The 21,865-nt window shown below is 48.3% G+C and carries 22 protein-coding genes; 10 read left to right on the top strand and 12 right to left on the bottom strand.

The annotated features are described in order from the left end of the window. Positions 1-55: 55 nt before the first annotated feature. Positions 56-649: a 16S rRNA (guanine(966)-N(2))-methyltransferase RsmD gene (gene rsmD / locus R3177_RS02545; protein WP_318969467.1), complete on the bottom strand. Its 594-nt coding sequence runs from the start codon at positions 647-649 to the stop codon at positions 56-58. An 81-nt stretch (positions 650-730) separates the two neighbouring features. Between rsmD and ftsY the strand changes: the two genes are divergently transcribed. The 4 genes from ftsY to rpoH all read left to right on the top strand — a co-directional run bounded on the left by ftsY (position 731) and on the right by rpoH (position 4,624). Then, positions 731-1,972, top strand: a complete 1,242-nt coding sequence (gene ftsY, locus R3177_RS02540) for a signal recognition particle-docking protein FtsY (RefSeq protein ID WP_318969466.1) — start codon at positions 731-733, stop codon at positions 1,970-1,972. 2 nt (positions 1,973-1,974) lie between these two features. Then, on the top strand, positions 1,975-2,658 hold the full coding sequence (gene ftsE / locus R3177_RS02535; RefSeq protein ID WP_290611863.1) for a cell division ATP-binding protein FtsE: 684 nt from the start codon (positions 1,975-1,977) through the stop codon (positions 2,656-2,658). Beyond that, positions 2,655-3,635, top strand: coding sequence for a permease-like cell division protein FtsX (gene ftsX / locus R3177_RS02530; protein WP_318969465.1), 981 nt, complete (start codon positions 2,655-2,657; stop codon positions 3,633-3,635). Before ftsE ends, ftsX begins: the two co-directional genes overlap by 4 nt. 128 nt (positions 3,636-3,763) lie before the next feature. Then, positions 3,764-4,624, top strand: a complete 861-nt coding sequence (rpoH, locus tag R3177_RS02525) for an RNA polymerase sigma factor RpoH (RefSeq protein WP_413229055.1) — start codon at positions 3,764-3,766, stop codon at positions 4,622-4,624. Positions 4,625-4,681: 57 nt separating this feature from the next. Here rpoH and R3177_RS02520 read toward each other — a convergent pair whose 3' ends face one another. The 3 genes from R3177_RS02520 to gpmM form a co-directional block, all read right to left on the bottom strand. Next, positions 4,682-5,455, bottom strand: coding sequence for a divergent polysaccharide deacetylase family protein (locus R3177_RS02520; RefSeq protein WP_318969464.1), 774 nt, complete (start codon positions 5,453-5,455; stop codon positions 4,682-4,684). 108 nt (positions 5,456-5,563) lie between these two features. Further along, positions 5,564-6,727 (bottom strand): murein hydrolase activator EnvC family protein, encoded by a 1,164-nt coding sequence (locus R3177_RS02515; protein ID WP_318969463.1) that lies wholly within the window; start codon positions 6,725-6,727, stop codon positions 5,564-5,566. Positions 6,728-6,738: 11 nt separating this feature from the next. Next, complete coding sequence (gpmM, locus tag R3177_RS02510; RefSeq protein ID WP_318969462.1) at positions 6,739-8,289, bottom strand: 2,3-bisphosphoglycerate-independent phosphoglycerate mutase; 1,551 nt, start codon at positions 8,287-8,289, stop codon at positions 6,739-6,741. Positions 8,290-8,452: 163 nt separating this feature from the next. Between gpmM and R3177_RS02505 the strand changes: the two genes are divergently transcribed. From R3177_RS02505 to gpsA, 4 genes are read left to right on the top strand one after another with little or no spacing between them, the layout of a single operon-like run. Next, positions 8,453-8,887: a rhodanese-like domain-containing protein gene (locus R3177_RS02505; RefSeq protein WP_318969461.1), complete on the top strand. Its 435-nt coding sequence runs from the start codon at positions 8,453-8,455 to the stop codon at positions 8,885-8,887. A gap of 2 nt (positions 8,888-8,889) precedes the next feature. After that, positions 8,890-9,147, top strand: a complete 258-nt coding sequence (gene grxC, locus R3177_RS02500) for a glutaredoxin 3 (protein WP_318969460.1) — start codon at positions 8,890-8,892, stop codon at positions 9,145-9,147. A gap of 19 nt (positions 9,148-9,166) precedes the next feature. Next, positions 9,167-9,661, top strand: a complete 495-nt coding sequence (secB, locus tag R3177_RS02495; RefSeq protein ID WP_318969459.1) for a protein-export chaperone SecB — start codon at positions 9,167-9,169, stop codon at positions 9,659-9,661. 4 nt (positions 9,662-9,665) lie between these two features. After that, the gene (gene gpsA, locus R3177_RS02490; protein WP_318969458.1) at positions 9,666-10,673 is read left to right on the top strand and encodes an NAD(P)H-dependent glycerol-3-phosphate dehydrogenase; all 1,008 of its coding nucleotides are present in this window, start codon (positions 9,666-9,668) and stop codon (positions 10,671-10,673) included. Here the strand turns inward: gpsA and R3177_RS02485 are convergent. Then, a complete protein-coding gene (locus R3177_RS02485; RefSeq protein ID WP_318969457.1) occupies positions 10,666-12,528 on the bottom strand; it encodes a bifunctional diguanylate cyclase/phosphodiesterase in 1,863 nt (620 codons plus the stop codon). The genes gpsA and R3177_RS02485 overlap by 8 nt on opposite strands. 169 nt (positions 12,529-12,697) lie before the next feature. Here R3177_RS02485 and R3177_RS02480 point away from each other — a divergent pair, with 169 nt between their 5' ends. Beyond that, entirely contained in the window at positions 12,698-13,162 is a 465-nt protein-coding gene (locus tag R3177_RS02480; protein WP_318969456.1) for a tRNA (cytidine(34)-2'-O)-methyltransferase, read from the top strand. A gap of 3 nt (positions 13,163-13,165) precedes the next feature. On the opposite strand, the gene R3177_RS02475 is transcribed toward R3177_RS02480, so the two are convergent. From R3177_RS02475 to R3177_RS02465, 3 genes are read right to left on the bottom strand one after another with little or no spacing between them, the layout of a single operon-like run. Beyond that, on the bottom strand, positions 13,166-14,176 hold the full coding sequence (locus R3177_RS02475) for an alpha/beta fold hydrolase (protein ID WP_318969455.1): 1,011 nt from the start codon (positions 14,174-14,176) through the stop codon (positions 13,166-13,168). Then, positions 14,173-15,549, bottom strand: a complete 1,377-nt coding sequence (locus R3177_RS02470; protein ID WP_318969454.1) for a sensor histidine kinase — start codon at positions 15,547-15,549, stop codon at positions 14,173-14,175. Before R3177_RS02470 ends, R3177_RS02475 begins: the two co-directional genes overlap by 4 nt. Before the next feature lie 2 nt (positions 15,550-15,551). Continuing rightward, positions 15,552-16,247 carry a response regulator transcription factor gene (locus R3177_RS02465; RefSeq protein ID WP_318969453.1) on the bottom strand — a complete coding sequence of 232 codons (696 nt, stop codon included), beginning with the start codon at positions 16,245-16,247 and terminating at the stop codon, positions 15,552-15,554. A 132-nt stretch (positions 16,248-16,379) separates the two neighbouring features. Between R3177_RS02465 and R3177_RS02460 the strand changes: the two genes are divergently transcribed. Beyond that, a complete protein-coding gene (locus R3177_RS02460; protein ID WP_318969452.1) occupies positions 16,380-16,850 on the top strand; it encodes a Spy/CpxP family protein refolding chaperone in 471 nt (156 codons plus the stop codon). Between the two features lie 2 nt (positions 16,851-16,852). Here the strand turns inward: R3177_RS02460 and glnG are convergent, their stop codons facing one another. The 4 genes from glnG to glnA all read right to left on the bottom strand — a co-directional run bounded on the left by glnG (position 16,853) and on the right by glnA (position 21,458). Next, the gene (glnG, locus tag R3177_RS02455; RefSeq protein WP_318969451.1) at positions 16,853-18,262 is read right to left on the bottom strand and encodes a nitrogen regulation protein NR(I); all 1,410 of its coding nucleotides are present in this window, start codon (positions 18,260-18,262) and stop codon (positions 16,853-16,855) included. 4 nt (positions 18,263-18,266) lie between these two features. Next, entirely contained in the window at positions 18,267-19,331 is a 1,065-nt protein-coding gene (gene glnL, locus R3177_RS02450; protein ID WP_318969450.1) for a nitrogen regulation protein NR(II), read from the bottom strand. Between the two features lie 81 nt (positions 19,332-19,412). Beyond that, positions 19,413-19,928: a DUF4124 domain-containing protein gene (locus R3177_RS02445; protein WP_318969449.1), complete on the bottom strand. Its 516-nt coding sequence runs from the start codon at positions 19,926-19,928 to the stop codon at positions 19,413-19,415. Between the two features lie 120 nt (positions 19,929-20,048). Continuing rightward, complete coding sequence (gene glnA / locus R3177_RS02440; RefSeq protein WP_318969448.1) at positions 20,049-21,458, bottom strand: glutamate--ammonia ligase; 1,410 nt, start codon at positions 21,456-21,458, stop codon at positions 20,049-20,051. Between the last annotated feature and the right edge of the window lie 407 nt (positions 21,459-21,865).

The raw sequence follows: 21,865 nt of genomic DNA, 5'->3' as shown, positions 1-21,865 counted from the left end.
TGAAATTTAATGTTTTTTTTATTAGCAGATATTGTTGTGTAAAGTAATTTGACGTTTAGGCCTGCTTTAACCATAAACGATAGGCCAGCTGTCCTGCTACTTTTTCTTTTAACAGGGTCCAGCTGGCAGGCACCGTATCTAGTGGTAATTCTTTTTCCGTCTCAAGATAAATCAACGCATCGTCGCTAAGCCAGCCATGTTGCTCTAACAGCTGACAGCATGGCAGGGCCAGATTTTGCCGAAATGGCGGGTCAATCAGCACAATCTGATACTGCCGGCTTGCCGGTTGTGCCAGATAACGTAAACAGTCACTGGCAATCACTTCAGCCTGACTGGCATTAAAATTTGCCAGCAACGCCTGCAAGCGTTTTGCCTGGGCCGGATCTTTCTCAATTAACGTGACAAAGCCAGCGTAACGTGACATTGCCTCAAAACCGAGTGCACCGGAGCCACTGAAACAGTCCAGTACATTGCTGTCGCAGATATCATGCATCAACCAGTTAAATAAGGTTTCTTTCACCCGATCGGTTGTTGGCCGCAAGCCGGCCACGTCGGCAACAGGTAAACGGCGGCCACGCCATTGACCGCTGATGATCCGGACAAAACCAGGCTGGCCGGATTTGTTGCTGGCGGTTTTAGCTTGTTTCATTGTTTCCGTTTTGCCTGTGAGTTAAAGGTGATAGTATTACCAGCAATTTTATCCTGAATATTGTCTTCGACACAAAAGCTTATGACAAAACAGAAAAACCTTTTCTCCTGGCTTGGCCTGGGTAAAAAAACAGCAGCGCCGGAAGCAGAGCAGGCCAGGCAAGCCGACGCACAGCGGAAAGAACCCGAAAACACCCAGGATGATGCTGCGGCAGCAAAAAATAATCGTCAACCCATGGTGACTGAAACGCCAGCGTTATCTGAGAAAAATCAGACTGAAAAACCTGATACAGCAGTGACAGCTGATAAAACGGCAAAGGCTGCAGTTACGGCGGTACCCGTTGATGCTGTCAGTCAAAGCGCTTCTGCGGTACAACCTGTAACACTGACACCGGCTAAAAAGACCGGCTTTTTTACCCGTCTGAAACAAGGCCTGGCAAAAACCAGTCAGAATCTGGGTGATGGTCTGGCAGGGTTATTTGTTGGCAAAAAGATTGATGACGAACTGTATGAAGAGCTGGAAACGCAATTGCTGATGGCCGATGTTGGTATGGACACAACGCAGAAGCTGATTAGCCAACTTACCCAGCATGCTAACCGCAAAGCGCTAAAAGATGCCGGTTTATTGTTTAATCAGTTGCAGCAGGATATGGCTGCCATTTTAGCCAGAGTTGAGCAACCCCTGATAGCCAGTAATCCGGCCGGTCCTTTTGTGATTTTAATGGTTGGGGTTAACGGCGTTGGCAAAACTACAACGATAGGCAAAATGGCTCAGCAGTTCCGCCAGCAAGGGAAGTCTGTGATGCTGGCTGCCGGAGACACCTTTCGCGCTGCAGCAGTGGAGCAGCTGCAGGTTTGGGGGGAGAGGAATGCCATACCGGTTATTGCCCAGCATACCGGTGCAGACAGCGCTTCGGTTATTTTTGATGCTTATCAGGCGGCGAAGGCCCGAAAAGTGGATATTTTAATAGCCGATACTGCGGGCCGTTTACAGAATAAAGCGCATTTGATGGAAGAGCTTAAGAAAATTGTCCGGGTGTTGCAGAAAATTGACAGTGCTGCGCCACATGAAGTGATGTTGACGCTGGATGCGGGTACCGGCCAGAATGCACTCAGCCAGGCAAAATTGTTTAATGATGCGGTGCCATTAACAGGTATAACGCTGACCAAACTGGATGGTACAGCGAAAGGCGGTGTAATTTTTGCCATTGCAGATCAGTTTGCGGTGCCGATTCGCTACATCGGTGTGGGCGAGGCCATTGACGATTTACGCCAATTCCAAAGTCAGGAATTTATTAAAGCCTTATTTAGTAAGGATCACTAGCTATGTTGCAGTTCGATCAGGTCAGTAAAAGTTATCCCGGTGGTTTTGTGGCGTTGGATCGTATCAGTTTCCGGCTGGAAAAAGGCGAAATGGCCTTTCTTACCGGTCATTCCGGCGCCGGTAAAAGCACTTTATTAAAACTGATCAGCCTGATTGAACGACCCAGTGCCGGCCGGGTGCTGATCAATGATATTGAATTAAGCCGGATTAAACGCAGCCAGATCCCTTATGTCAGGCGTGATGTCGGAATTATTTTTCAAAATCACCGCTTGCTGATGAACCACACGGTATTCGATAATGTTGCTCTGCCGTTAGTCATTGAAGGTTTTACCGGTAAAGAGATGGTAAAGCGGGTGCATGCGGCGCTGGATAAAGTTGGCTTGCTCGATAAAGTGCGTTGTTTACCGGCGACTTTATCAGGCGGAGAACAGCAGCGAGTTGGTATCGCCCGTGCCGTAGTCAATAAGCCGCCGCTGTTATTAGCAGATGAGCCTACCGGTAACCTTGATCCTGATTTATCTAAAGACACAATGCGGGTGTTTGAGGCTTTTAATCAGGTAGGAGTGTCGGTATTGGTTGCTACTCACGATTTAGGTCTGGTGGCTCGGATGAAGTATCGTACGTTGACACTGAAACAAGGCAGGATGATCAACGACGGTTTATTGCAATATCAGGAGCCGGTATGAGTATTTTGTTTACCGGCAGAGCAACAGGTGCTGCGGCGAAGAAAATCAGCCTGGTACGCCGCTTTATCATGTTCTGGCTGAATCATGCCCGACAGGCAGTAGCGAGTCTGGGTGAGTTATGGCGCACTCCTTCAGCGTCTGTTTTAACCATCGCTGTACTCGGGGTCAGCTTAACTTTACCGGCAACTCTGCATTTACTGGTAAAGAATATGCAGCAAATCAGTAGCAGTTTTACTCAAGCTGCAGAAATCAGCCTTTATATTCGCGAGCAAACGCCTGCCAATCAGGTGCAGAGTCTGGTTACTATATTGCAGGCTGATCGTGATATTGCCCAGGTTATTTTTGTCAGTAAACAACAGGCAATGACCGAGTTTCAGGAAATATCAGGATTTGGTGCTGCACTTAATTATCTGGACAGTAATCCGCTGCCAGATGTTATCAGGGTACAGCCTAAAAACACCGAGCCTGAGGCAGCACAGACGCTGTTACGACGGCTAAGCAGTGAGCGGATCGTAGACTTTGCCAAGTTAGATATTGACTGGCTAACCCGTCTGGATGCAATTGTCAGGATGCTGCAGCAGGCGGTCGCTATTATTGCATTACTTCTGTTAAGCGCTGTGCTACTGATAGTGGGTAATACGATTCGTTTATCTATCATGAATAAAAAAGATGAAATTGAGGTGATGAAGCTGGTTGGCGCAACGGATGCTTTTATTCAAAGACCGTTTTTGTACACCGGTGTCTGGTTTGGCATTTTTGGCGGCTTGCTGGCATTTCTGGTTGTCGAATTAATGCTGTGGTGGTTGCAGGGCGCTATCAGTCATGTCACTGCGTTATATCATAGTGATTTCAGACTCATGGCGATGAGCTTTAATGAGTTTATTGGTTTATTGTTGATTGCGGTATTTCTTGGGCTTGCAGGTTCTTACTTATCAGTTCGTCGTCACATAAGTGCCATAGAGCCCACCGGGCCTTGAATAATCGCTAATTATTAAAGTGTCCTTTTAAGAATAACCAAATCTGAAAAATATTTAATCCACAATTAGCACTCTGACGTAAAGAGTGCTAATATGGTGGCATTCGATTACAACAGGATTGGCAAAAGATGACAATGAAAGCAGATAAACCAGAATTTATGCCGCTTACCGTCGCTGCCAGTGGCAGCCTTGAGGCTTATACTCACGCTGTCAGCACCATCCCCATGTTGACTGCAGAGCAGGAGCGCAGCCTGGCTGAGCGGTTGCAGCAGGATGGCGATTTAACTGCAGCACGCCAGCTGATTATGTCGCATCTTCGGTTTGTGGTACATATCGCCCGCAGCTATGCCGGTTACGGTTTGCCTATCAGTGATTTGGTGCAGGAAGGTAATATCGGCCTGATGAAAGCGGTTAAGCGGTTTGATCCGACAGTGGGGGTGCGGCTTGTTTCTTTTGCTGTGCACTGGATTAAAGCAGAAATACATGAGTATGTGCTGAAGAACTGGCGAATTGTCAAAATTGCAACGACGAAGGCTCAGCGCAAATTATTCTTTAATTTGCGTAAAGCGAAAAAACATTTAGGCTGGTTTAATCAGGACGAAGTCAGGCACGTTGCCGAGTCTCTTGGCGTCGCCGAGCATGAAGTACGGGAGATGGAATCCCGGATGAGCAATTATGACATGCCTTATGATGCACCGGACGAGGATGATGATGCCGCCTTTACTGCTCCTGTATATTATTTGCAGGATAAAGCATCTGATTTAGCCGTTCAGGTGGAGGATGAGCAGTGGGATAATGCCGCAGCAGACCGGTTGCAGGCTGCCATGCGCACCCTGGATGATCGCAGTCAGGACATTGTGCGGGCTCGCTGGCTGGATAACAATAAGCTTACCTTACAGGAACTGGCAGAACGGTATCAGGTATCGGCAGAGCGGGTACGTCAACTTGAGAAAAATGCGATGAAAAAATTGCAGACAGCGTTAAGCTGATTAACCGACAAATAAAAAACCTGCTGCGGCAGGTTTTTTATTTGCTGTCGCAGAATTTTATTGTGGTGCTGAGATAGCCGGTGCTGTAAAGCCGGCAGCTACAACATCGTGTTCCCTGGGCAGTAATGCAGAAATTCTTACTAACTCAACACCATGCTTGTTAAGTAATGGCAGGTTTTTCTTGAGGAATTCATAAGTTTGCGGGTACGGATGACCGATCGCAATAGCGACCTGATGGCGTCTGGCAATCTGCAATAATTGCTGGAACTGACGTTGCAGAGCTGCCTCCGACAAATCATTATCCAGAAATACATGACGACTTAAGCTGGCAACGCCATATTGGCGGGCGTATAGCCGCGCTTTACTTTGTGGCGTTGTCAGGCTGTCAACAAAGAATAGCTGGCGTTGCCGCAGGTACTCCATGGTCCATGCCATTGGCTGGTCCAGTTCGGTGTAGAGGCTGCCCATATGATTGTTAACACCAATAGCGTAAGGAATATCAGCCAAAGCCTGCTGTAAGGCATCCCTCACCTGCTGGCGATCCATATCCCGGGTCAGGGCGCCAGGGCCTAGGCCTTTATGATTGCTGGCTTCCATCGGCATATGCAGCATCACGTCTTTTTGCTGTGAAAACGCCAGTTGCGCAGATTTTGGACCAAAAGGGGTGTGGGGTAATACTGATAAAGTAAGAGGATAGGGCAGAGAAACCATTTTTAAATCAGCTTTCTGATAGCCGATATCGTCAATAATAATGGCAATCCGGGGTTTTTCTGCCTGAGCCTCAACACTTAGCAACCCAGCTAAAATCAGCCAAAATAAACTTTTACGCACGCGGTTAATATTCCTGTTTACCCGAACTGCCTGAGTGCGGATAGTGGTCGGTTCGTCCTGTTGTTGGCTGTTATATTGGCGTATGCTGACAGTCGTCGCAAGTCATTTTTAGCCTTTGTTTTTGTTCAACCATGACAAAGGGTTAACAGCATCGCCTTTTTCTCTAATCTCAAAATACAGGCCGGCTGTGGCCTGGCCACCACTCATACCCACCAGGGCAATCGTTTCACCGGCAATAATTTGCTCGCCCGGTTGTTTTAAAATATTCTGGTTGTGCCCATACAGACTCATAAAGCCCTCGCCGTGATCAAGTACGATGACCCAGCCGTAACCCTTTAACCAATCTGCATATATTACCCGACCATCGGCAATTGCCTGCACCGGATTACCTTCCCGGCCACTGATTAAAATACCACGGGAACGCATACCACCCTGCCGGTTCTCGCCAAAACTCTGAAGCAGCGCGCCATTAAGCGGCCAGCGCAGCTTTCCCTTATTAGCCGTCAATCCCAATAGTGTGAGGCTGCGCTCTGCCAATGCCCGCAGCTTATCTATGGTGTTTTGTAAACTAACCTCGTTCTGGCGTAAGTAACTTAGTTGATTATCTTGTTCTTTTAAAAGCTTTTGCAATTGACTGACCGCAGTTTGTTGTTCAGCTTTTACCACCTGTAGCTGTTGCTGCTGCTGTTGCTGTTCGGCAAGCATAATGTGTAACTGTTGCTGTTGCTCCGCCAGTTGCTGTTTAATCTGTTCCAGTTGCAAAACCGTTTTATTGATTTCTGCCAGCTGACTTACCCGGGCACGGTTAAAATATTGATAATAAGTAAGCGCCCGTTCCAGTTTACCTGCGTCCTGCTGGTTTAACAGCATCCGGGTATAGTCATGCTGGCCCAGGCTATAGGCGCTTTTCAGTTGTGCAGCCAGCTGACGTTGTTGTTGCTGCAGCTCAAGCTGTAACTGCTGTTGCTGCTGATCCAGCTGCAAAGTACGCTGTTCAGTTTGTGCAAGCTGTTGCTCGGTTTGCCGCAGCTCACTGGTCGCTTTTGCCAGAGCCCGGTCTGATTGCTGGAGTTGTTGTTCTGCTTTGTTCAGTTGCTGCTGCTGTTTTTTAAGCTGACGCTCGGTCGTTTTTATCTGCTGCTGTACCTGCTCCAGTTCCTGTTGTTGTTCGGCCTGTTGCCGGCCATGGACCGGGCTGGTGCCAATCAAGCAATAGCAAACCAACAACCATAAAGGCTGACGGAATACTAAAGGATAACAATGATTTTTCATCAGGTGCCAAATTAGCTTTGCTTAACTTGCATCAGAACTCTACCGGTCATTTCAGCAGGTTTAGGGAGCCCTAGCAGTTCCAGCATCGTCGGAGCGATATCACTTAAAATTCCGCCTTCAACAGCGTCAGCCGGCCGTCCAACGTAAATCAATGGTACAGGTCCGCTAGTGTGGGCAGTATGTGCCTGACCTGAACCAGGGTCCTGCATCATTTCAGCATTACCATGGTCAGCAGTGATTAAACACTCGCCGCCAACCTGTTGTAATGCTTCAATCACCCGGCCTACACTATGGTCTACCGCTTCTACTGCTTTGATAGCCGCACTCATAATGCCGGTATGTCCCACCATATCGCCATTAGGATAATTGCAAATGATCACATCAAAGTCACCGCTATGAATAGCCGCAACCAGCTTATCGGTCAGCTCAGCAGAGCTCATTTCTGGTTGTAAATCATAGGTTGCAACAGAAGGTGACGGCACTAAAATACGGCTTTCTCCGGCAAACTCAGTCTCGCGGCCCCCACTGAAGAAAAAGGTAACGTGAGCATATTTTTCAGTTTCAGAGATTCGAAGCTGAGTTTTGTTATGCTTGGCCAGCCATTCACCCAGCACATTATTTAATGTCTCCGGAGGGTAAGCACATGGGGCATCGATATCGGCAGCATATTCTGTCAGCATGACAAAACTACTGAGTTTTGGCTGATGTTCGCGCTTAAACCCGGCAAAATCGACTTCGGTAAAGGCGCGGCTGAACTGACGGGCCCGGTCGGCACGGAAATTCATAAAGATTAATGCATCACCATCGGCCATTTGCACTGGGTTGCCATCAGCAGCCACAATAGCGGTGGCTTTGACAAACTCGTCATTTTCATCCCGTTGATAAGCGTCATGCAGCGCGGTTATCGCATCAGGTGCGGTAAATTCGGCTTTGCCCAGGGTCAGTAAATCATAAGCCTGCTGCACCCTGTCCCAGCGTTTATCTCGGTCCATTGCGTAGTAACGGCCGATAACAGACGCGATCCGGCCGCTGCCGCTCGCGGCAAAATGATGCTCAACCCGGGCAAGTGACGCCTCTGCACTGCGCGGTGGCGTATCTCTGCCGTCTAAAAAAGCATGCAGGTAAATCGGGCCGGCACCTTGTTGCTCGGCCAGCTTAATCATTGCCAGAATATGGTCTTCATGGCTATGAACGCCACCTTCAGACAATAAGCCCATAATATGCACCGCTTTGCCATTTTTTTTGGCCGAGGTAACAGCGTTAACCAGCGCAGGGTTCTGAAAAAAGTCACCATCTTTAATGGCTTTGGTAATCCGGGTAAAGTCCTGATATACCACCCGGCCAGAGCCCAGGTTAACGTGGCCGACCTCTGAGTTGCCCATCTGACCCTCTGGCAGACCCACATCCAGCCCGGAGCCGGAAATGAGACTATGCGGATAGTCTTGCCACAGTTTATCCATTACCGGTGTATTGGCCTGGGCTATGGCATTGCTGTCAGTTTGTTCACTGTATCCCCAGCCATCAAGAATTAATAATACCAGGGGCTTTTTGGGATGACTCATGCTGACTCCGATTCTGATTTTGCTGAACATTTAAGCGAGGCTAGTATCTTACCGCTTTTTCTAACTTTCTCCAGTCCGGATTGGTTGTTTTAGGGCTGCTTTCTTACAACAATATCGTTATACTCAGGCCACTTTCATTGGTTCAGAGTAAGAATACAGCACTATGGCGCAGTTTACCGAGTTTGTAGCTAATCACCCTTTGCTGAGTTTGGCATGGGTCGTGATATTTTTATTGATCGTTGGCGGCTGGATTAAAAGTCGCTTTTCAGCCATCCGTCAGGTATCTCCCACCGAGCTGACTATGCTGGTTAACCGGCAGGATGGCGTGGTGGTGGATATCCGTAATGAGGATGATTTTAAGAAGGGCCACATAACCGGCGCCATACCGCTGGCTGCCAGCCAGATCAGCGAGCAAAAACTTGGCGGACTTGAAAAACAGAAAGATGCTCCCATTATTGTGGTGTGTCAGGCAGGAATGACGGCCCAGAAAACAGCGGTTGCTCTTGCAAAGCAAGGTTTTAGTAATGTTGCTGTTTTGCAGGGTGGAATGGGAGCCTGGTCTGGTGCCAGTCTGCCAGTGGTTAAATCGAAGAGGTAAGCATGGCAGAAGTGATTATTTACACCAAGGCATATTGTCCTTATTGTGTTCGTGCCAAGTCGTTACTTGATCAGAAACAGGTTGCGTATCAGGAAATAAAAATTGATGAGCAGCCAGAGCGTCGTGCCGAAATGATTGAAAAAGCGAACGGTCGCTCAACTGTACCGCAGATATTTATCGGTACAACCCACATTGGTGGATGCGACGATATGTTTGCGCTGCAAGCAGCCAACAAGCTCGATCCACTGTTAAACGCATAACTTAAACTAGGAATTATTCATGGCCGAACAAAAGGCAAATGGTGTTGCAAATGAGCAACAGGCACAGGGTTTACAATTTGCTATTCAGCGGATTTTTGTCAAAGATATTTCATTTGAAGCGCCGAATGCCCCGGCAATTTTCCGCAAAGAGTGGAAACCTGAAGTTAAACTGGATTTAGACACCCGCAGTGAAAAAGTAGAAGAAGGTGTTTACCAGGTGACGCTGTCACTAACTGTTACGACTATGGTGGGTGAGGAAACAGCGTTTCTGTGCGAAGTACAGCAGGCCGGTATTTTTTCGATTGGTGAGCTGGAAGAAGCTCAGTTAGCTCATATGCTAGCTGCGTTTTGTCCGAATATTCTGTTTCCTTATGCCCGTGAAGCAGTATCCAGCCTGGTTAATCGTGGTACCTTCCCGCAACTGAATCTGGCACCGGTGAATTTTGACGCATTATTTGCTCAGTATCTGCAAAAGCGTCAGGCCGAGGGCCAGGACGTTAAAGCCGACGCTTAAGCTTATGGATACTGCAGCAATAGCAGTACTGGGGGCAGGATCTTATGGTACTGCCCTTGCCATTTGCCTGGCTCGCAATGGTAACCCTATCATGCTGTGGGGGCGTAACAGCCCGGACATCGAGCAAATGCAGCAACAACGTTGCAATCAGAAATATCTGCCAGATATCCGGTTGCCTGATAGTTTGACTGTCAGTGCGGATCTGCGGCAAGTGGTGCAAAGTAGTCGCGATATACTGGTCGTTGTACCCAGTCATGCTTTTGCTGACACGTTAAAACAAATTAAACCATTGCTAGCTGCGAACGCCAGAGTTGCCTGGGCTACTAAAGGGCTTGAGCCGGAAAGTGGTCGCTTACTGCAGGATGTTGCCCGGGAGATCCTTGGCGAGCAGGTTGCGCTGGCGGTGCTATCTGGCCCTACATTTGCCAAAGAAATGGCAGCAGGCATGCCTACAGCGATAACGTTGTCCTCTGTCGATCAGGATTTTATCAGCCGGTTGTCCGATCTGCTGCACTGTGCAAAAAGTTTCCGGGTTTACACTAATCCCGATTTTATTGGCGTTCAGTTGGGTGGCGCGGTTAAAAATGTGATTGCTATTGGCGCTGGTATGGCCGATGGTATTGGTTTTGGTGCCAATGCCAGAACTGCACTGATTACCAGAGGCCTGGCTGAAATGAGTCGGCTGGGCTGTGCTCTTGGTGCTCAGAAAGATACCTTTATGGGGATGGCGGGGTTAGGTGATTTAGTGCTGACCTGCACTGATAACCAATCGCGTAATCGTCGTTTTGGTTTGCTGTTAGGTCAGGGTAAAAGCGTTGACGAGGCAATGGCAACCATTGGTCAGGTGGTAGAAGGCTACCGAAACGCCAAAGAAGTATTTAATCTTGCAAGGCGGGTGGGGATCGAGATGCCGATCTCGGAACAGATTTACCAGGTTTTATATCAGAAAAAAGACGTGAAACTGGCTGCTGTTGATTTGTTAGGCCGGGAAAAGCGGGACGAGGTTAACTAGCTGTCTTTTTGATTAGTTTGTTTTCTTTTGCCAGTAATGCCGGTATTTCACTGGCAGGAAGCGCCTTACTGAATAAATTACCCTGTAATTTATCACAACCCATGACATGTAACAGATAAGCCTGCATTTCATTGTCAATACCACTGGCGGTGACCTCCAGCTGCAGATAGCCTGCCAGCCTTATCAAGCTGGAAGTGATATTGCGCTGCTGCTCTTTCTGCTCCATCTGCGTGATCAGGCTACGCGCGATTTTAACGCCATGCAAAGGTAGCTGGCGAAGTGAAGTCAGCGATGAAGTGCCATCGCCAAAGTTATCCATAACTAAATGAAAGCCTGCCTCGTTAAGCGCGGCCAGTCTTGGTTGCACATCAGTACCGGGTTGCTGGAAGACCCGTTCGTCGAGCTCTAACGTAAAATGCTCTGCCGGTAGTTTGTGTTCATCAAGACACTTGACGACGTACTCAACAAAATCAGATTGCTGAAAGTGTTGAGCAGAAATATTCAAGGCAATCCGGCCCCGAAGCTGATTCATCTGTAGCCATTGTTTTATCTGCTGACAACATTGCCGAAAGACTAAACGATCTAGCGTTACGATCATTCCGCTCTGTTCAGCCAGCGCCAGAAAACTTTGCGGTTGCATGATACCCCGTTTCGGATTGTGCCAACGCAACAACGCTTCGTAACCAACAATACGGTTGCTGCTGATACTCAATTGTGGCTGAAAATATACGGTAAAATCATTCTGGATCAGGCTTTTACTAAGTTCTGCCTGCAAGGTCAGATATTCCGCAGAATGCTGCTGCAACCTGGCGTCAGCAAAACTAAACTGACTGGTTCCACTGCGGGCAGCCAGTTGCACAGCCCGCTCTGCACTTTGCATCATCGCGGGTGCATCGGCACCGTCTTCCGGGTACCGGCTAATGCCAATACTGACATAGATCTGACTATGACTGCTGATAATATTAAACTGACTAATCTGTAATAAAATCTGGTGAGCCAGCTGGTTCAACGGTAAGTCAACGGGCATGGCACATAAATGAGGTGGCACCAGAACAGCGAAACTGTCACTGTTGAAACGACCAACTGCGTACTGCGGCGCTAGAGCCTGGCGTAAATCTCTCGCTGCTTCAGCAATGCGTTTTGCCGAACTTTGTCCGCTAGCTGACTGCTCAGTGCTGAGCAACTGATTGAATTTTACCAGTAGTAATGCAGTGGTAGGATACAACTGAGTACAGCAGGAAATATTCGTAGCAAGTTGCTCTTCGAGCATAATTCGATTGGGTAAATTTGTAAGCGGGTCGCGAAGCAGGTTATTCAGCTGTTGCTGATCAGCTCTTTTTCGCTCTGTGATATCCTGGGCGACCAAAAGAAACCGTGCTGCAGGCCAGGCGCTATTATTACTTTGAGTGATGGTCAGACTGACGGCGAGCAAATCATCTTTCAGTTGCCACCATACTTCTCCCTGCCAGCTGCGATGTTGTTCTAATACCCGTCTGATGTCCTGCCAGGCCTTTTGTTTCAGGGTAGGATCAAAATACATACAATCACAAAGATTCTGACCGACAGCAATCCTCTCTAACGCATTGCTGGTAATTAACAACTGGCAGTTTTGATCGAGCACAGCAACAAGTGCACTGGTGTCAGTAAGCAGTTGCTGCAGCATTTTTTGTTGTGCTTTTTGTCTGGCCCGCTGCTGCTGCCAGAGCCACCAACCTGCCGCACCTGCTAAAGTAAAACCTGCAAAAAAAGTTAAAAATAGACTAAATGAGGTTGCTGTCAGCCCATTGGCAATAGCTGCATAGGCCGACAATGCCGGCAACAGCGCAACAAAACACAGCCAACCTAACAGTGGCATAACAAACACATCCTTGTAGTGTATACAATACCGGGTAAATATAGCTGTCATAGCTGCCTTTAAGCAAATTAAATGATGATTTTTTCTACAACTCTGTCATTTTAACCGCTTTAATTCCGCCATTGCAGCGTGTAAATTAGGGCCTTTTGTTTCTAGGGCTGTCGCTGCTATGTTCCATATCGCATTATTTGAACCGAAAATAGCGCCTAATACCGGCAATATAATCCGTCTGGCCGCCAATACGGGATGCCGGTTACATATTATTGAGCCAATGGGCTTTGATTTTGAAGAGAAAAAACTGCGTCGGGCCGGGCTAGATTATCACGATCTGGCAAACGTAAGTCGCTATGCCGACTACCCGAGCTTTGCCACGGCGATGGCAGGTAAAAGGATCCTGGCCTTAACCACAAAAGGCAGCCAGCCTTATCAGCAGCAACATTTCCAAAAAGATGACGTATTACTGTTTGGCTCTGAAACAGCAGGATTGTCAGACGCCGTCCGCGATACTATTCCGGTTGCAAACCGGATCCGGGTACCAATGCAACCAGGCGCACGCAGTCTGAATCTGGCTAATACCGTCGCTATTGTTTGTTATGAAGCCTGGCGCCAGCATAATTTTGCTGGCGCGGTATAACGATTACGACCGGCTCTTGTCGTCTTTAAGGCCTGCCAGAAACTGATTAACAGCATTGAACGCTTGCTGGCGGATGTTATCCTGCTCCATCCAGATTTCATGATTAGCCTCTGCCAAAATAGTATGTTGCTTGTAAAGCACTGCGGGCAAGCCCCGATACCAGGTGTTCTGTGCGCGGTTACTGACGATCTTATCTTGCCCTGCCTGCAGCATTAATACCGGAACATTGAACTGACTGGCTTGTCGCTGGATATCAGCCATAGCATTGATAGCCTGGGTCAGCCATGCCCAGCTAACCCCACCCAACTGACTGTCCGGGTATAAATTATAAAGTTGCCCTAACCATTGATATCGCTCAGCACTGTGGGTAAGAGGATTATCAGCAAAAGGTTTTTGCTGATAGTGGCGTTGTCCAGGGAAATATTGCCGGCTATCCTGATTGATTTTTGATCTGAGCCAACCATAGCCGGCAACCAGCTTGCTGGCCAGAGCAGACGGCACCTTGCCTGCATGCAGACCAAACATCGGTGACCCGAAAATTGCAGCCTGGAAAGGATGTTGATACCGTAGCAAGTAACAACAAGCGATAGCAGCGCCCATAGAATGAGCGATCAGCAAATGCTGCCGATGGCCAAATGGCGTGACAATGTCAGTGACAAACTGATCGAAGTCACTGACATAATCGGCAAAGTCAGCAACATAGCCAAGATGAGGGTCAGTATGCAGCCGGGCTGACTGGCCCTGACCGCGGTGGTCGAGGATAAACACACTATAGCCTGCAGTAATAAACTCATGCATCAACTCAATGTATTTGACTGCCATTTCAACCCGGCCAGTGCTGAAGACCACTGCTTGCGCCCTGTCAGCTGCCAGATAATAACTGTAGCGTAACCGGGTCTGATCGTGACTATACAAATCAGCATGGACAAACTGTTGCCACAACGGCTGTAGCTGCTGTGGCCAACGTTCAGTAAGTGGTGTTTGCGTGATGGCCGTGTCAACTGCTGGCATCATATCGACTCATTCCTGCTGGATGTTTTAGGTAATGTCACCCGGATGGTTAAACCCGGATCACGGTTGAATGCTGCTACTGTCCCTCTGTGCTGCCGGATTATCATGGCGACAATTGCCAGACCCAGCCCGGCACCGCCGGTTTGCTGGTCACGACTATTGCTGACCCGGTAAAACGGCTCAAATACGGCAGCAAGTTCAGCTTCGGGTAGCCCAGGCCCGTGATCCGTGATCTCTGCGATAAGATGGTAGGCCTGTGGCTCGATACTCAGGCGAATAGTGCTGCCGGCCGGGCTGTATTTAATTGCATTTCGCAGAATGTTTTCAAATGCCCGGCACAGCAAGCGACCATCCGCTTCGAGCCAGGATGGCGCAGGCGCATCCAGCAGCAGCGTTTGCTGTTTGCAATCGGCGTCTACCCGGTTAAGTTCGATCAACTCCGACAACATCGCACTCAGTTCGCAGGGGCTCAGATCCAGCGGATATTGGCCGGCATCAAGTCTGCTGAAGGTCAGAAGTTCATCCAGCATGCTATCAATCCGTTCCAGCTCCTGTTTCAGCCTTGGCAACTGTTGCAGGTTTTGTTGCTGTTCGGTCAAACCAATTGCCAGCTGTGCTCTGGTGAGTGGCGAACGCAATTCATGGGAAATATCCCGTAGCAAACGTTGCTGGTTTTGCAGCAAATCACTGATTTTTTCTGTCATGGTATTAAAGCTGCGACCAAGCTGGCCGAGCTCATCACGTCTTTTTGCCAGTCGGCTAACCCGGCTGCTGAGTTTACCTGAGGCAAAAGCCAGGTTTTGTTGTAACAGCTCACGAAGCGGTCTGGAAATTGATACCGCCAGAATAAAACTGGCCAAAGCAGAGACCGCCACTAGCAGCAATATTAATAGCGGTTCTGAGAGGGTCCGCATGCTCCAGAAGGGCTGTGGCGGACGCTGGCGTTGCTGATAGAGAGCCAGTTGCTGGCCCGCTATCTCAATGACAAAAGGACCTGCCAGGTAAACATTACGATGACGCAGTAAGCGTGGCCGGTCAAGTTGAGCAAGCTCTGTTAACCAGTGGGGGTCAAAGCTGGCAGGCAGAGCTTGTGGATTCAGCAGTTGCTGATCAGCATTATTGACGACCAACCAGCTGTTACGCTTATTCATTGCCAGCTGTTGCAGCAGTGTGGCCGGGTCCGCACTTTGCGCTAATGGCGCGAGCTGCGCTTGCAGTTGCCGGCTGAGCTGTGGCGGCAACCGACGTATATCCGTTGGATTGTAAAGGCTCTGAGAAATTAACAATGTCAGAACCACCGTTAATAACAGCACCAGCCAGAACCAGACAAAGATACGTCCAGCCAGCGAATTAATCGGATTTAACCAGTAGAGCATGATCAGTTAAGCCCTCGGAGAAACAGATAACCACTGCCACGCAACGTCTGAATTTTTTCGTCACTGGCGAACTGGCTGAACTTTTTACGAATATTACTGATATGCATATCCAGACTGCGATCATATTGTTGCAGACGTCGTCCCAGCACCTGCTGGCTCAGTTGCTCTTTGCTGACCAGCTGACCGGCATGGCGCATCAGCATTTGCAGCAACTGAAATTCGGTTGAGGTCAGACTGACATCTTGGTGCCGGCATTGTACCTGAAGATTGCGGGGATTAAGTTTCACCTGGTTAATTTCAAGGATCTGAGCTGTCTGATTATTATCCTGATTGGTAAGCTCTACCCGGCGTAATATCGCTTTAACCCTTGCTTGCAACTCCCGTGGATTAAACGGCTTGGCCAGATAATCATCTGCGCCAAGTTCCAGGCCGATGATCCTGTCAATGTCATCACCACGGGCGGTCAGCATCAGTACCGGGCAATAATTTTGTTGGCGCAGTGCTTTTAACAGACTGAGGCCATCCAGCCCCGGTAACATAATATCTAGCAATATTAGTTGGTAATGACCGTTTTGAGCTTTACTAAGCCCGCTAACGCCATCGTGAACCATGTCAATCTGGTAGCCATCCATAGCCAGATAATCAGCCACTAACCGACATAATTCTGCATCATCATCAATAATTAAGATTGCCGCCATACCCACTCCTTTTTTACTCAGTGTATTCAGGGCAGGTGTCACTGCCAGCGTCTTTACTGAATCTTTACCCGGGCTTTGCATTACTTTGCAGTTAAGCCGCTATGCTGTCAGAGGCATAACCACGGAGTATAAATGATGAAAGCAATAACGTTAATGTTAGCCACTGCTGGCTTGCTGTTAGCAACAGCTAATGCAGGGCATCATAGCAAGGCTGAGCAGGCAGACCAACCTTACAAGATGCAGCAGGGTCGTTCTTCCTACCAGAAAATGCTCGCCGGGCTTGAACTTAATAGATCTCAGCAACAACAGCTTAGACAGCTGCTGAAAGCGCATAAAGTCAGTAAACCTGAGCGTGCTGATCGTGAACAAATGCGTGGCACGCTGCGTCAGCTAATCCAGGCCGATTATTTTGATGAAGCAGCAGTTACCGGGGTATTGCAAAAGCAACAGCAGCAGCAAATGGAATATCGGCTGGCGCGGTTAAAATTACGCCACCAGGTATACCAGTTGCTGACACCAGAGCAGCGACAGCAACTGGCCACTTGGCAGCAAAAACGTAAACTTAACTGGCAGCAGAAACCTAAAATGCATAGCGAGCAATAAGATTATTCTATATCCAATTCTTTAAGTTTACGCGTTAATGTATTGCGGCCCCAGCCCAGGCAACGGGCCGCTTCCTGTTTATGGCCCCGGGTAAAATGCAGGGCCTGCTGTAGCACAATTCGTTCAAAGGCGGGGCTGGCCTCAGCCAGAATATTCTGTTCTCCGGCGCTCAGTTTATCTTCAACCCAACTGGCCAGCTGGGCTTGCCAGTCGCCGCCATCTGTGGCGGCTGGTTTTTGATTATTTTTAGTCGGTTGAGTCAGTTCCGGGGGCAGGTCGGCTACCACAATATGCTTACCGCTGGCCATTACTGTTAGCCAGCGACAGCTGTTTTCCAGCTGACGAACATTACCTGGCCAGTCCAGCTGGCTTAAAAATTGCTCGGCTTCTTTCGTTAGCATTTTTGCCTCGACATTTAACTCTGTGGCTGCTTGTTGTAAAAAATGCTGTGCCAGTCTGGCGATATCTTGCTTTCGCTCTTTAAGCGGTGGCAAATGCACCCGGATGACATTGAGCCGGTGAAACAAATCTTCCCTGAATTTACCTTCCTGCGCCAATTGCTCCAGATTCTGATGTGTGGCTGCAATAATTCTGACATCAACGGATACCGCCTGGTGGCCACCAACCCGGTAGAACTGACCATCAGCCAATACCCTCAGCAGCCGGGTTTGCACATCCAGCGGCATATCGCCGATTTCATCTAAAAATAAGGTACCACCATCGGCTTGTTCAAACCTGCCTTTACGTAAGTTATTGGCGCCGGTGAATGCGCCTTTTTCATGACCAAACAGTTCAGATTCGATCAGATCTTTCGGAATAGCTGCCATATTCAGGGCAATAAACGGCTGCTCTGAACGCGGACTATGTTTATGCAAAGCACGGGCAACCAGTTCTTTACCGGTACCGGATTGGCCGTTAATCAGTACACTGATACTGGAGCGGGCCAGCCTGCCAATAGCACGGAATACCTCCTGCATAGCGGGGGCTTCACCGATAATTTCAGGGGTTATGCTGTTAACCTGAGGTTTTTGCCGGGCCCGCTGGCTGTGGCTGTGTTGCAATGCCCGGCTGATAAGTGCCACGGCATCATTAACATCGAAGGGTTTAGGTAAATATTCGAAAGCACCGCGTTTAAACGCATTCACCGCACTGTCAAGATCCGAATGCGCCGTCATGATAATAACGGGCAATTCAGGGGTCAGCGCCTGAAGTTTGGCTAAAAGTGCCATGCCATCAGTGCCTGGCATCCTGATATCAGAAACCACGACAGCCGGCTGCTCAAATTCCAGCCGTTGCAGCATTAAATCAGCCGAGGCAAAGCTCTCGCACTGAATATCAGCGCGACTTAGTGCCTTTTCTAACACCCAACGAATTGAGTTATCGTCGTCAATAATCCAGACGGTATCACTCATAGCGTTATTCCTCCGTGTCTGAGATCGGCAAATATAAAGTAAATTCGGTCTGGCCAGGCCAGCTGTCGCAGTCAATCCAGCCACCATGCTGATGAATCAGAGTCTGAGCGATAGATAAACCAAGGCCTGTGCCACCTGCCTTACCACTGACCATAGGGTAAAACAGGGTATCTTTAATATCAGCCGGGATCCCCGGACCGTTATCGATAACCTTAATAAACGCGACCAACTTGTAGCGTTTACCATTCAGGGTATGCTGATGCAAAATCCTGCTTTGCAGGCATATTGCGCCATTATCATGCAAAACCTGTTGGGCATTTCGGACGATATTTAATAGCGCCTGTTCAATTAATTCGGGATCGAAACTGAAATCCGGAATGCTGGGATCATAATCACGACTGAAACGCACTTTAGCCGGGTTATCCATCAGGGCCAGTTGTAACACCTGTTCAATCACCTGATGCAGGTTAGTGATGACTTTCTGAGGAGGGCGGTAAGGACCCAGTAACCGGTCAACCAGATTACGCAGGCGATCAGCCTGGGCAATAATTAACTGGGTATATTCTTTCTGCTCGTCATCCAGCGATTCTTCAAGCAACTGAGCTGCGCCTCGTAAACCGCCCAACGGATTCTTAATCTCATGGGCCAAACCACGAATAAGCTCTCGGGCAGCGAGATGCTGATGTTGCTGCAGGCTCTCCATACTGATTTTCCGCTGTTGGTCGACCTGACGCAATTCAAGTAACAAATGATTGACGGGTTGCTCGCTGACCGTCAGTGAAATATCAAGCAGCAGATGACGACCATCCAGCAACACCGCCTGAACATCACTGACACTGAATCCCTGCTTACTGCTAAGTGCCGCTGTCAGATGGCTGGCTTTAATATCCAAATGCTGAAATAAGCCGGGAAAATACTGACCGGATAAGCGCTTCTCGCCCAGACCCATAACGGCACAGCAGGCAGTATTAAAGTAGCGCAGCATTAAATCACTGTCGAGCAACAACACAGCTGTGGTGAGCTGTTCGGCAAGCGCCATAAAATCAGGTTGTTTGCTTTGAATTGTCACACTGCCACCTCTGTTGCACCAATATAGTGCAGCTTGATGGTAGTGTAATCGGTTTTTAGCCGAAATACAGCCTGGGCTGCCCTAATTGGGGTTAATTACCGACGCTCTGTGAAGATAGAAGGTTGTGACAGGACTGGTTGCAATAAGCTTGCCGCTTTGATCGAATAATTCCATTTGCAGAGTATGTTCGCCGCGGTCAACATCGCGCAGGATAAATGTGGCTTTATTCTGTGGTTCACTAAGTGGTGTACCATCAACAACTAGCCTTACTTGCAGGCCGCGCTTAAACATCGGGGTAATCCGGCCAGATACATACACTGAGCCGGTATTGTCACGCACCGTGCCGTGGTTCTCTGGCTGGGTAATTTCAATTTTGAAAGGCTCAGCTTCAACCGGCTTCCTGGCAGGCAGCTCGATGCTGGCAGATTCCATAATATTCGGGCGACTGGTCAGATTGAGTTCTTCGGCACCAGGCTGCGGGCTGTCTGAAAATACTAATACACCATTAGCATCTTTGGTGACAAAAATGCGCTTTTCCTGCGCCTGTAGTGGCAGCATGATTATCAGTAAAGTTAATAGCAACAGTAACTTATTCATCTGCTTGTCAAATCCATTGATGTTAAATTTTAACCGCTAATATCTCACTTTAGCGCGCTTTAATAAAGAATTCTACAAAAAAAAGGCCCACCTGAGTGGGCCTTCTGACATTAGCGTAGATTAAACGCTGTAATACAGTTCAAACTCCAACGGATGCACTGCTACTGATACGCGACGAGATTCTGCACGTTTAATTGCAATGTAGGCATCAATCATCGCATCAGACATTACCCCACCTTTAGTAAAGATAGCGCGATTTTTATCCAGTTCGTCCATTGCCTCATCTAAAGAGGTACATACCTGTGGAATATTTGCTGCCTCTTCCGCCGGTAAATCGTACAAGTCTTTATCCATAGCATCGCCAGGATGGATCTTGTTCTGAATACCATCAAGTCCGGCCATCAACTGGGCAGTAAAGGCCAAGTAAGGGTTAGCTGCCGGGTCTGGGAAGCGGCATTCAATCCGGCGGGCTTTGGCACTTGGCACCAACGGAATACGGATAGACGCAGAGCGGTTGCGCGCTGAATAGGCCAGCATAACCGGCGCTTCAAAGTGCGGAACCAACCGTTTATAGGAGTTGGTTGAAGGGTTTGTAAACGCATTTACCGCTTTGGCATGCTTAATAATACCGCCGATATAATACAGGGCAAGTTCAGACAGCCCGGCATATTTGTCACCAGCAAACAGGTTAACACCATCTTTTGCCAGAGACTGGTGACAGTGCATACCTGAGCCATTATCACCAACCAGTGGCTTCGGCATAAAGGTGGCAGTTTTGCCGTATAAGTGCGCAACGTTATGAATAACATATTTTAACTGCTGCACTTCGTCGGCTTTCTTGGTCAGGGTATTAAAACGGGTAGCAATTTCGTTCTGGCCCGCAGTAGCCACTTCATGGTGGTGAGCTTCCACCACCTGGCCCATTTCTTCCAGTACCATACACATCGCACTACGGATATCATGGCCTGAATCTACCGGCGGCAGCGGGAAATAACCGCCTTTCACGCTGGGGCGGTGACCTTTATTGCCATCTTCATAAATGGTACCTGAGTTCCAGGCTGCTTCGGTTGAGTTAATCTTGAAGAACGAGCTTGCCATGGTCGTTTCGAAGCGAATATCGTCGAACATAAAAAACTCTGGCTCAGGGCCAAATAATACAGTATCCGCTATACCGGTCGATTTTAAGTATTCTTCAGCACGTTTAGCAATGGAGCGCGGGTCGCGGTCATAGCCCTGCATCGTGCTGGGTTCGATAACATCACAGGTTACGTTCAGTGTGGTTTCTTCAAAAAATGGATCCAACACTGCGGTGCTGGCATCTGGTAGCAATATCATGTCTGAGTCATTGATGCCTTTCCAGCCGGTAATGGACGAGCCATCAAACATTTTGCCGTCTTCGAACATTTCTTCGGTGACCTGGCTTACCGGAATACTGACATGCTGCTCTTTACCTTTGGTGTCGGTAAAACGTAAATCCAAAAATTTAACGTCGTTCTCTTTAATTAGTTTTAAAACTTCCAATGCAGACATGCATTCCTCCAATTGACCCGATTTGAACACTGAGTAAGTGATTGCCCTATTAAATGCCAGATGTATGCCAATATATAACAATATTGATTTTAAAGGCTTTATTGCTACAGCGGAGCGCGGTTTTTATTATGTTGCATCAAAGTGGTGCGAGGCTGCTCCGTTGTGGTGCGGCATCATGACTGCCAAGTGTAGCTGAGTTTTTTTGCTTTGTTTAAAAAAATACCGTTAATGACGATAACGTCTTTTTCTTTCTGTGAAAAAAAAGAGTAGAATATGCGCCCTTTACTTTTGAAAAGCGTTTGCCTGGTGGTCATTATGGTCATCTAGTGCCACAGAGGATACTGATTCATGAGCGTTACCGCGTCAACTTTAGATAAACTGCGTAATATTGCCATCATCGCGCACGT

Source organism: Arsukibacterium sp. (genome assembly GCF_033722355.1).
In the GTDB taxonomy this organism is placed as follows: domain Bacteria; phylum Pseudomonadota; class Gammaproteobacteria; order Enterobacterales; family Alteromonadaceae; genus Alishewanella.
Note: the sequence above shows the minus strand (reverse complement) of the source record. Positions and strands in the feature narration are given on the sequence as shown.

What these genes read in the sequence shown, in the direction of transcription:
- ftsY (WP_318969466.1), top strand. Translation starts at nt 731, where the DNA reads ATGACAAAACAGAAAAACCTTTTCTCCTGGCTTGGCCTGGGTAAAAAA.
- R3177_RS02475 (WP_318969455.1), bottom strand. Translation starts at nt 14,176, where the DNA reads ATGATGCCAGCAGTTGACACGGCCATCACGCAAACACCACTTACTGAA.
- glnG (WP_318969451.1), bottom strand. Translation starts at nt 18,262, where the DNA reads ATGAGTGATACCGTCTGGATTATTGACGACGATAACTCAATTCGTTGG.
- R3177_RS02515 (WP_318969463.1), bottom strand. Translation starts at nt 6,727, where the DNA reads ATGAAAAATCATTGTTATCCTTTAGTATTCCGTCAGCCTTTATGGTTG.
- glnA (WP_318969448.1), bottom strand. Translation starts at nt 21,458, where the DNA reads ATGTCTGCATTGGAAGTTTTAAAACTAATTAAAGAGAACGACGTTAAA.
- grxC (WP_318969460.1), top strand. Translation starts at nt 8,890, where the DNA reads ATGGCAGAAGTGATTATTTACACCAAGGCATATTGTCCTTATTGTGTT.
- R3177_RS02470 (WP_318969454.1), bottom strand. Translation starts at nt 15,549, where the DNA reads ATGCTCTACTGGTTAAATCCGATTAATTCGCTGGCTGGACGTATCTTT.
- R3177_RS02460 (WP_318969452.1), top strand. Translation starts at nt 16,380, where the DNA reads ATGATGAAAGCAATAACGTTAATGTTAGCCACTGCTGGCTTGCTGTTA.
- ftsE (WP_290611863.1), top strand. Translation starts at nt 1,975, where the DNA reads ATGTTGCAGTTCGATCAGGTCAGTAAAAGTTATCCCGGTGGTTTTGTG.
- R3177_RS02505 (WP_318969461.1), top strand. Translation starts at nt 8,453, where the DNA reads ATGGCGCAGTTTACCGAGTTTGTAGCTAATCACCCTTTGCTGAGTTTG.
- ftsX (WP_318969465.1), top strand. Translation starts at nt 2,655, where the DNA reads ATGAGTATTTTGTTTACCGGCAGAGCAACAGGTGCTGCGGCGAAGAAA.
- R3177_RS02445 (WP_318969449.1), bottom strand. Translation starts at nt 19,928, where the DNA reads ATGAATAAGTTACTGTTGCTATTAACTTTACTGATAATCATGCTGCCA.
- gpmM (WP_318969462.1), bottom strand. Translation starts at nt 8,289, where the DNA reads ATGAGTCATCCCAAAAAGCCCCTGGTATTATTAATTCTTGATGGCTGG.
- R3177_RS02485 (WP_318969457.1), bottom strand. Translation starts at nt 12,528, where the DNA reads ATGCCACTGTTAGGTTGGCTGTGTTTTGTTGCGCTGTTGCCGGCATTG.
- rpoH (WP_413229055.1), top strand. Translation starts at nt 3,764, where the DNA reads ATGACAATGAAAGCAGATAAACCAGAATTTATGCCGCTTACCGTCGCT.
- secB (WP_318969459.1), top strand. Translation starts at nt 9,167, where the DNA reads ATGGCCGAACAAAAGGCAAATGGTGTTGCAAATGAGCAACAGGCACAG.
- R3177_RS02465 (WP_318969453.1), bottom strand. Translation starts at nt 16,247, where the DNA reads ATGGCGGCAATCTTAATTATTGATGATGATGCAGAATTATGTCGGTTA.
- R3177_RS02480 (WP_318969456.1), top strand. Translation starts at nt 12,698, where the DNA reads ATGTTCCATATCGCATTATTTGAACCGAAAATAGCGCCTAATACCGGC.
- gpsA (WP_318969458.1), top strand. Translation starts at nt 9,666, where the DNA reads ATGGATACTGCAGCAATAGCAGTACTGGGGGCAGGATCTTATGGTACT.
- rsmD (WP_318969467.1), bottom strand. Translation starts at nt 649, where the DNA reads ATGAAACAAGCTAAAACCGCCAGCAACAAATCCGGCCAGCCTGGTTTT.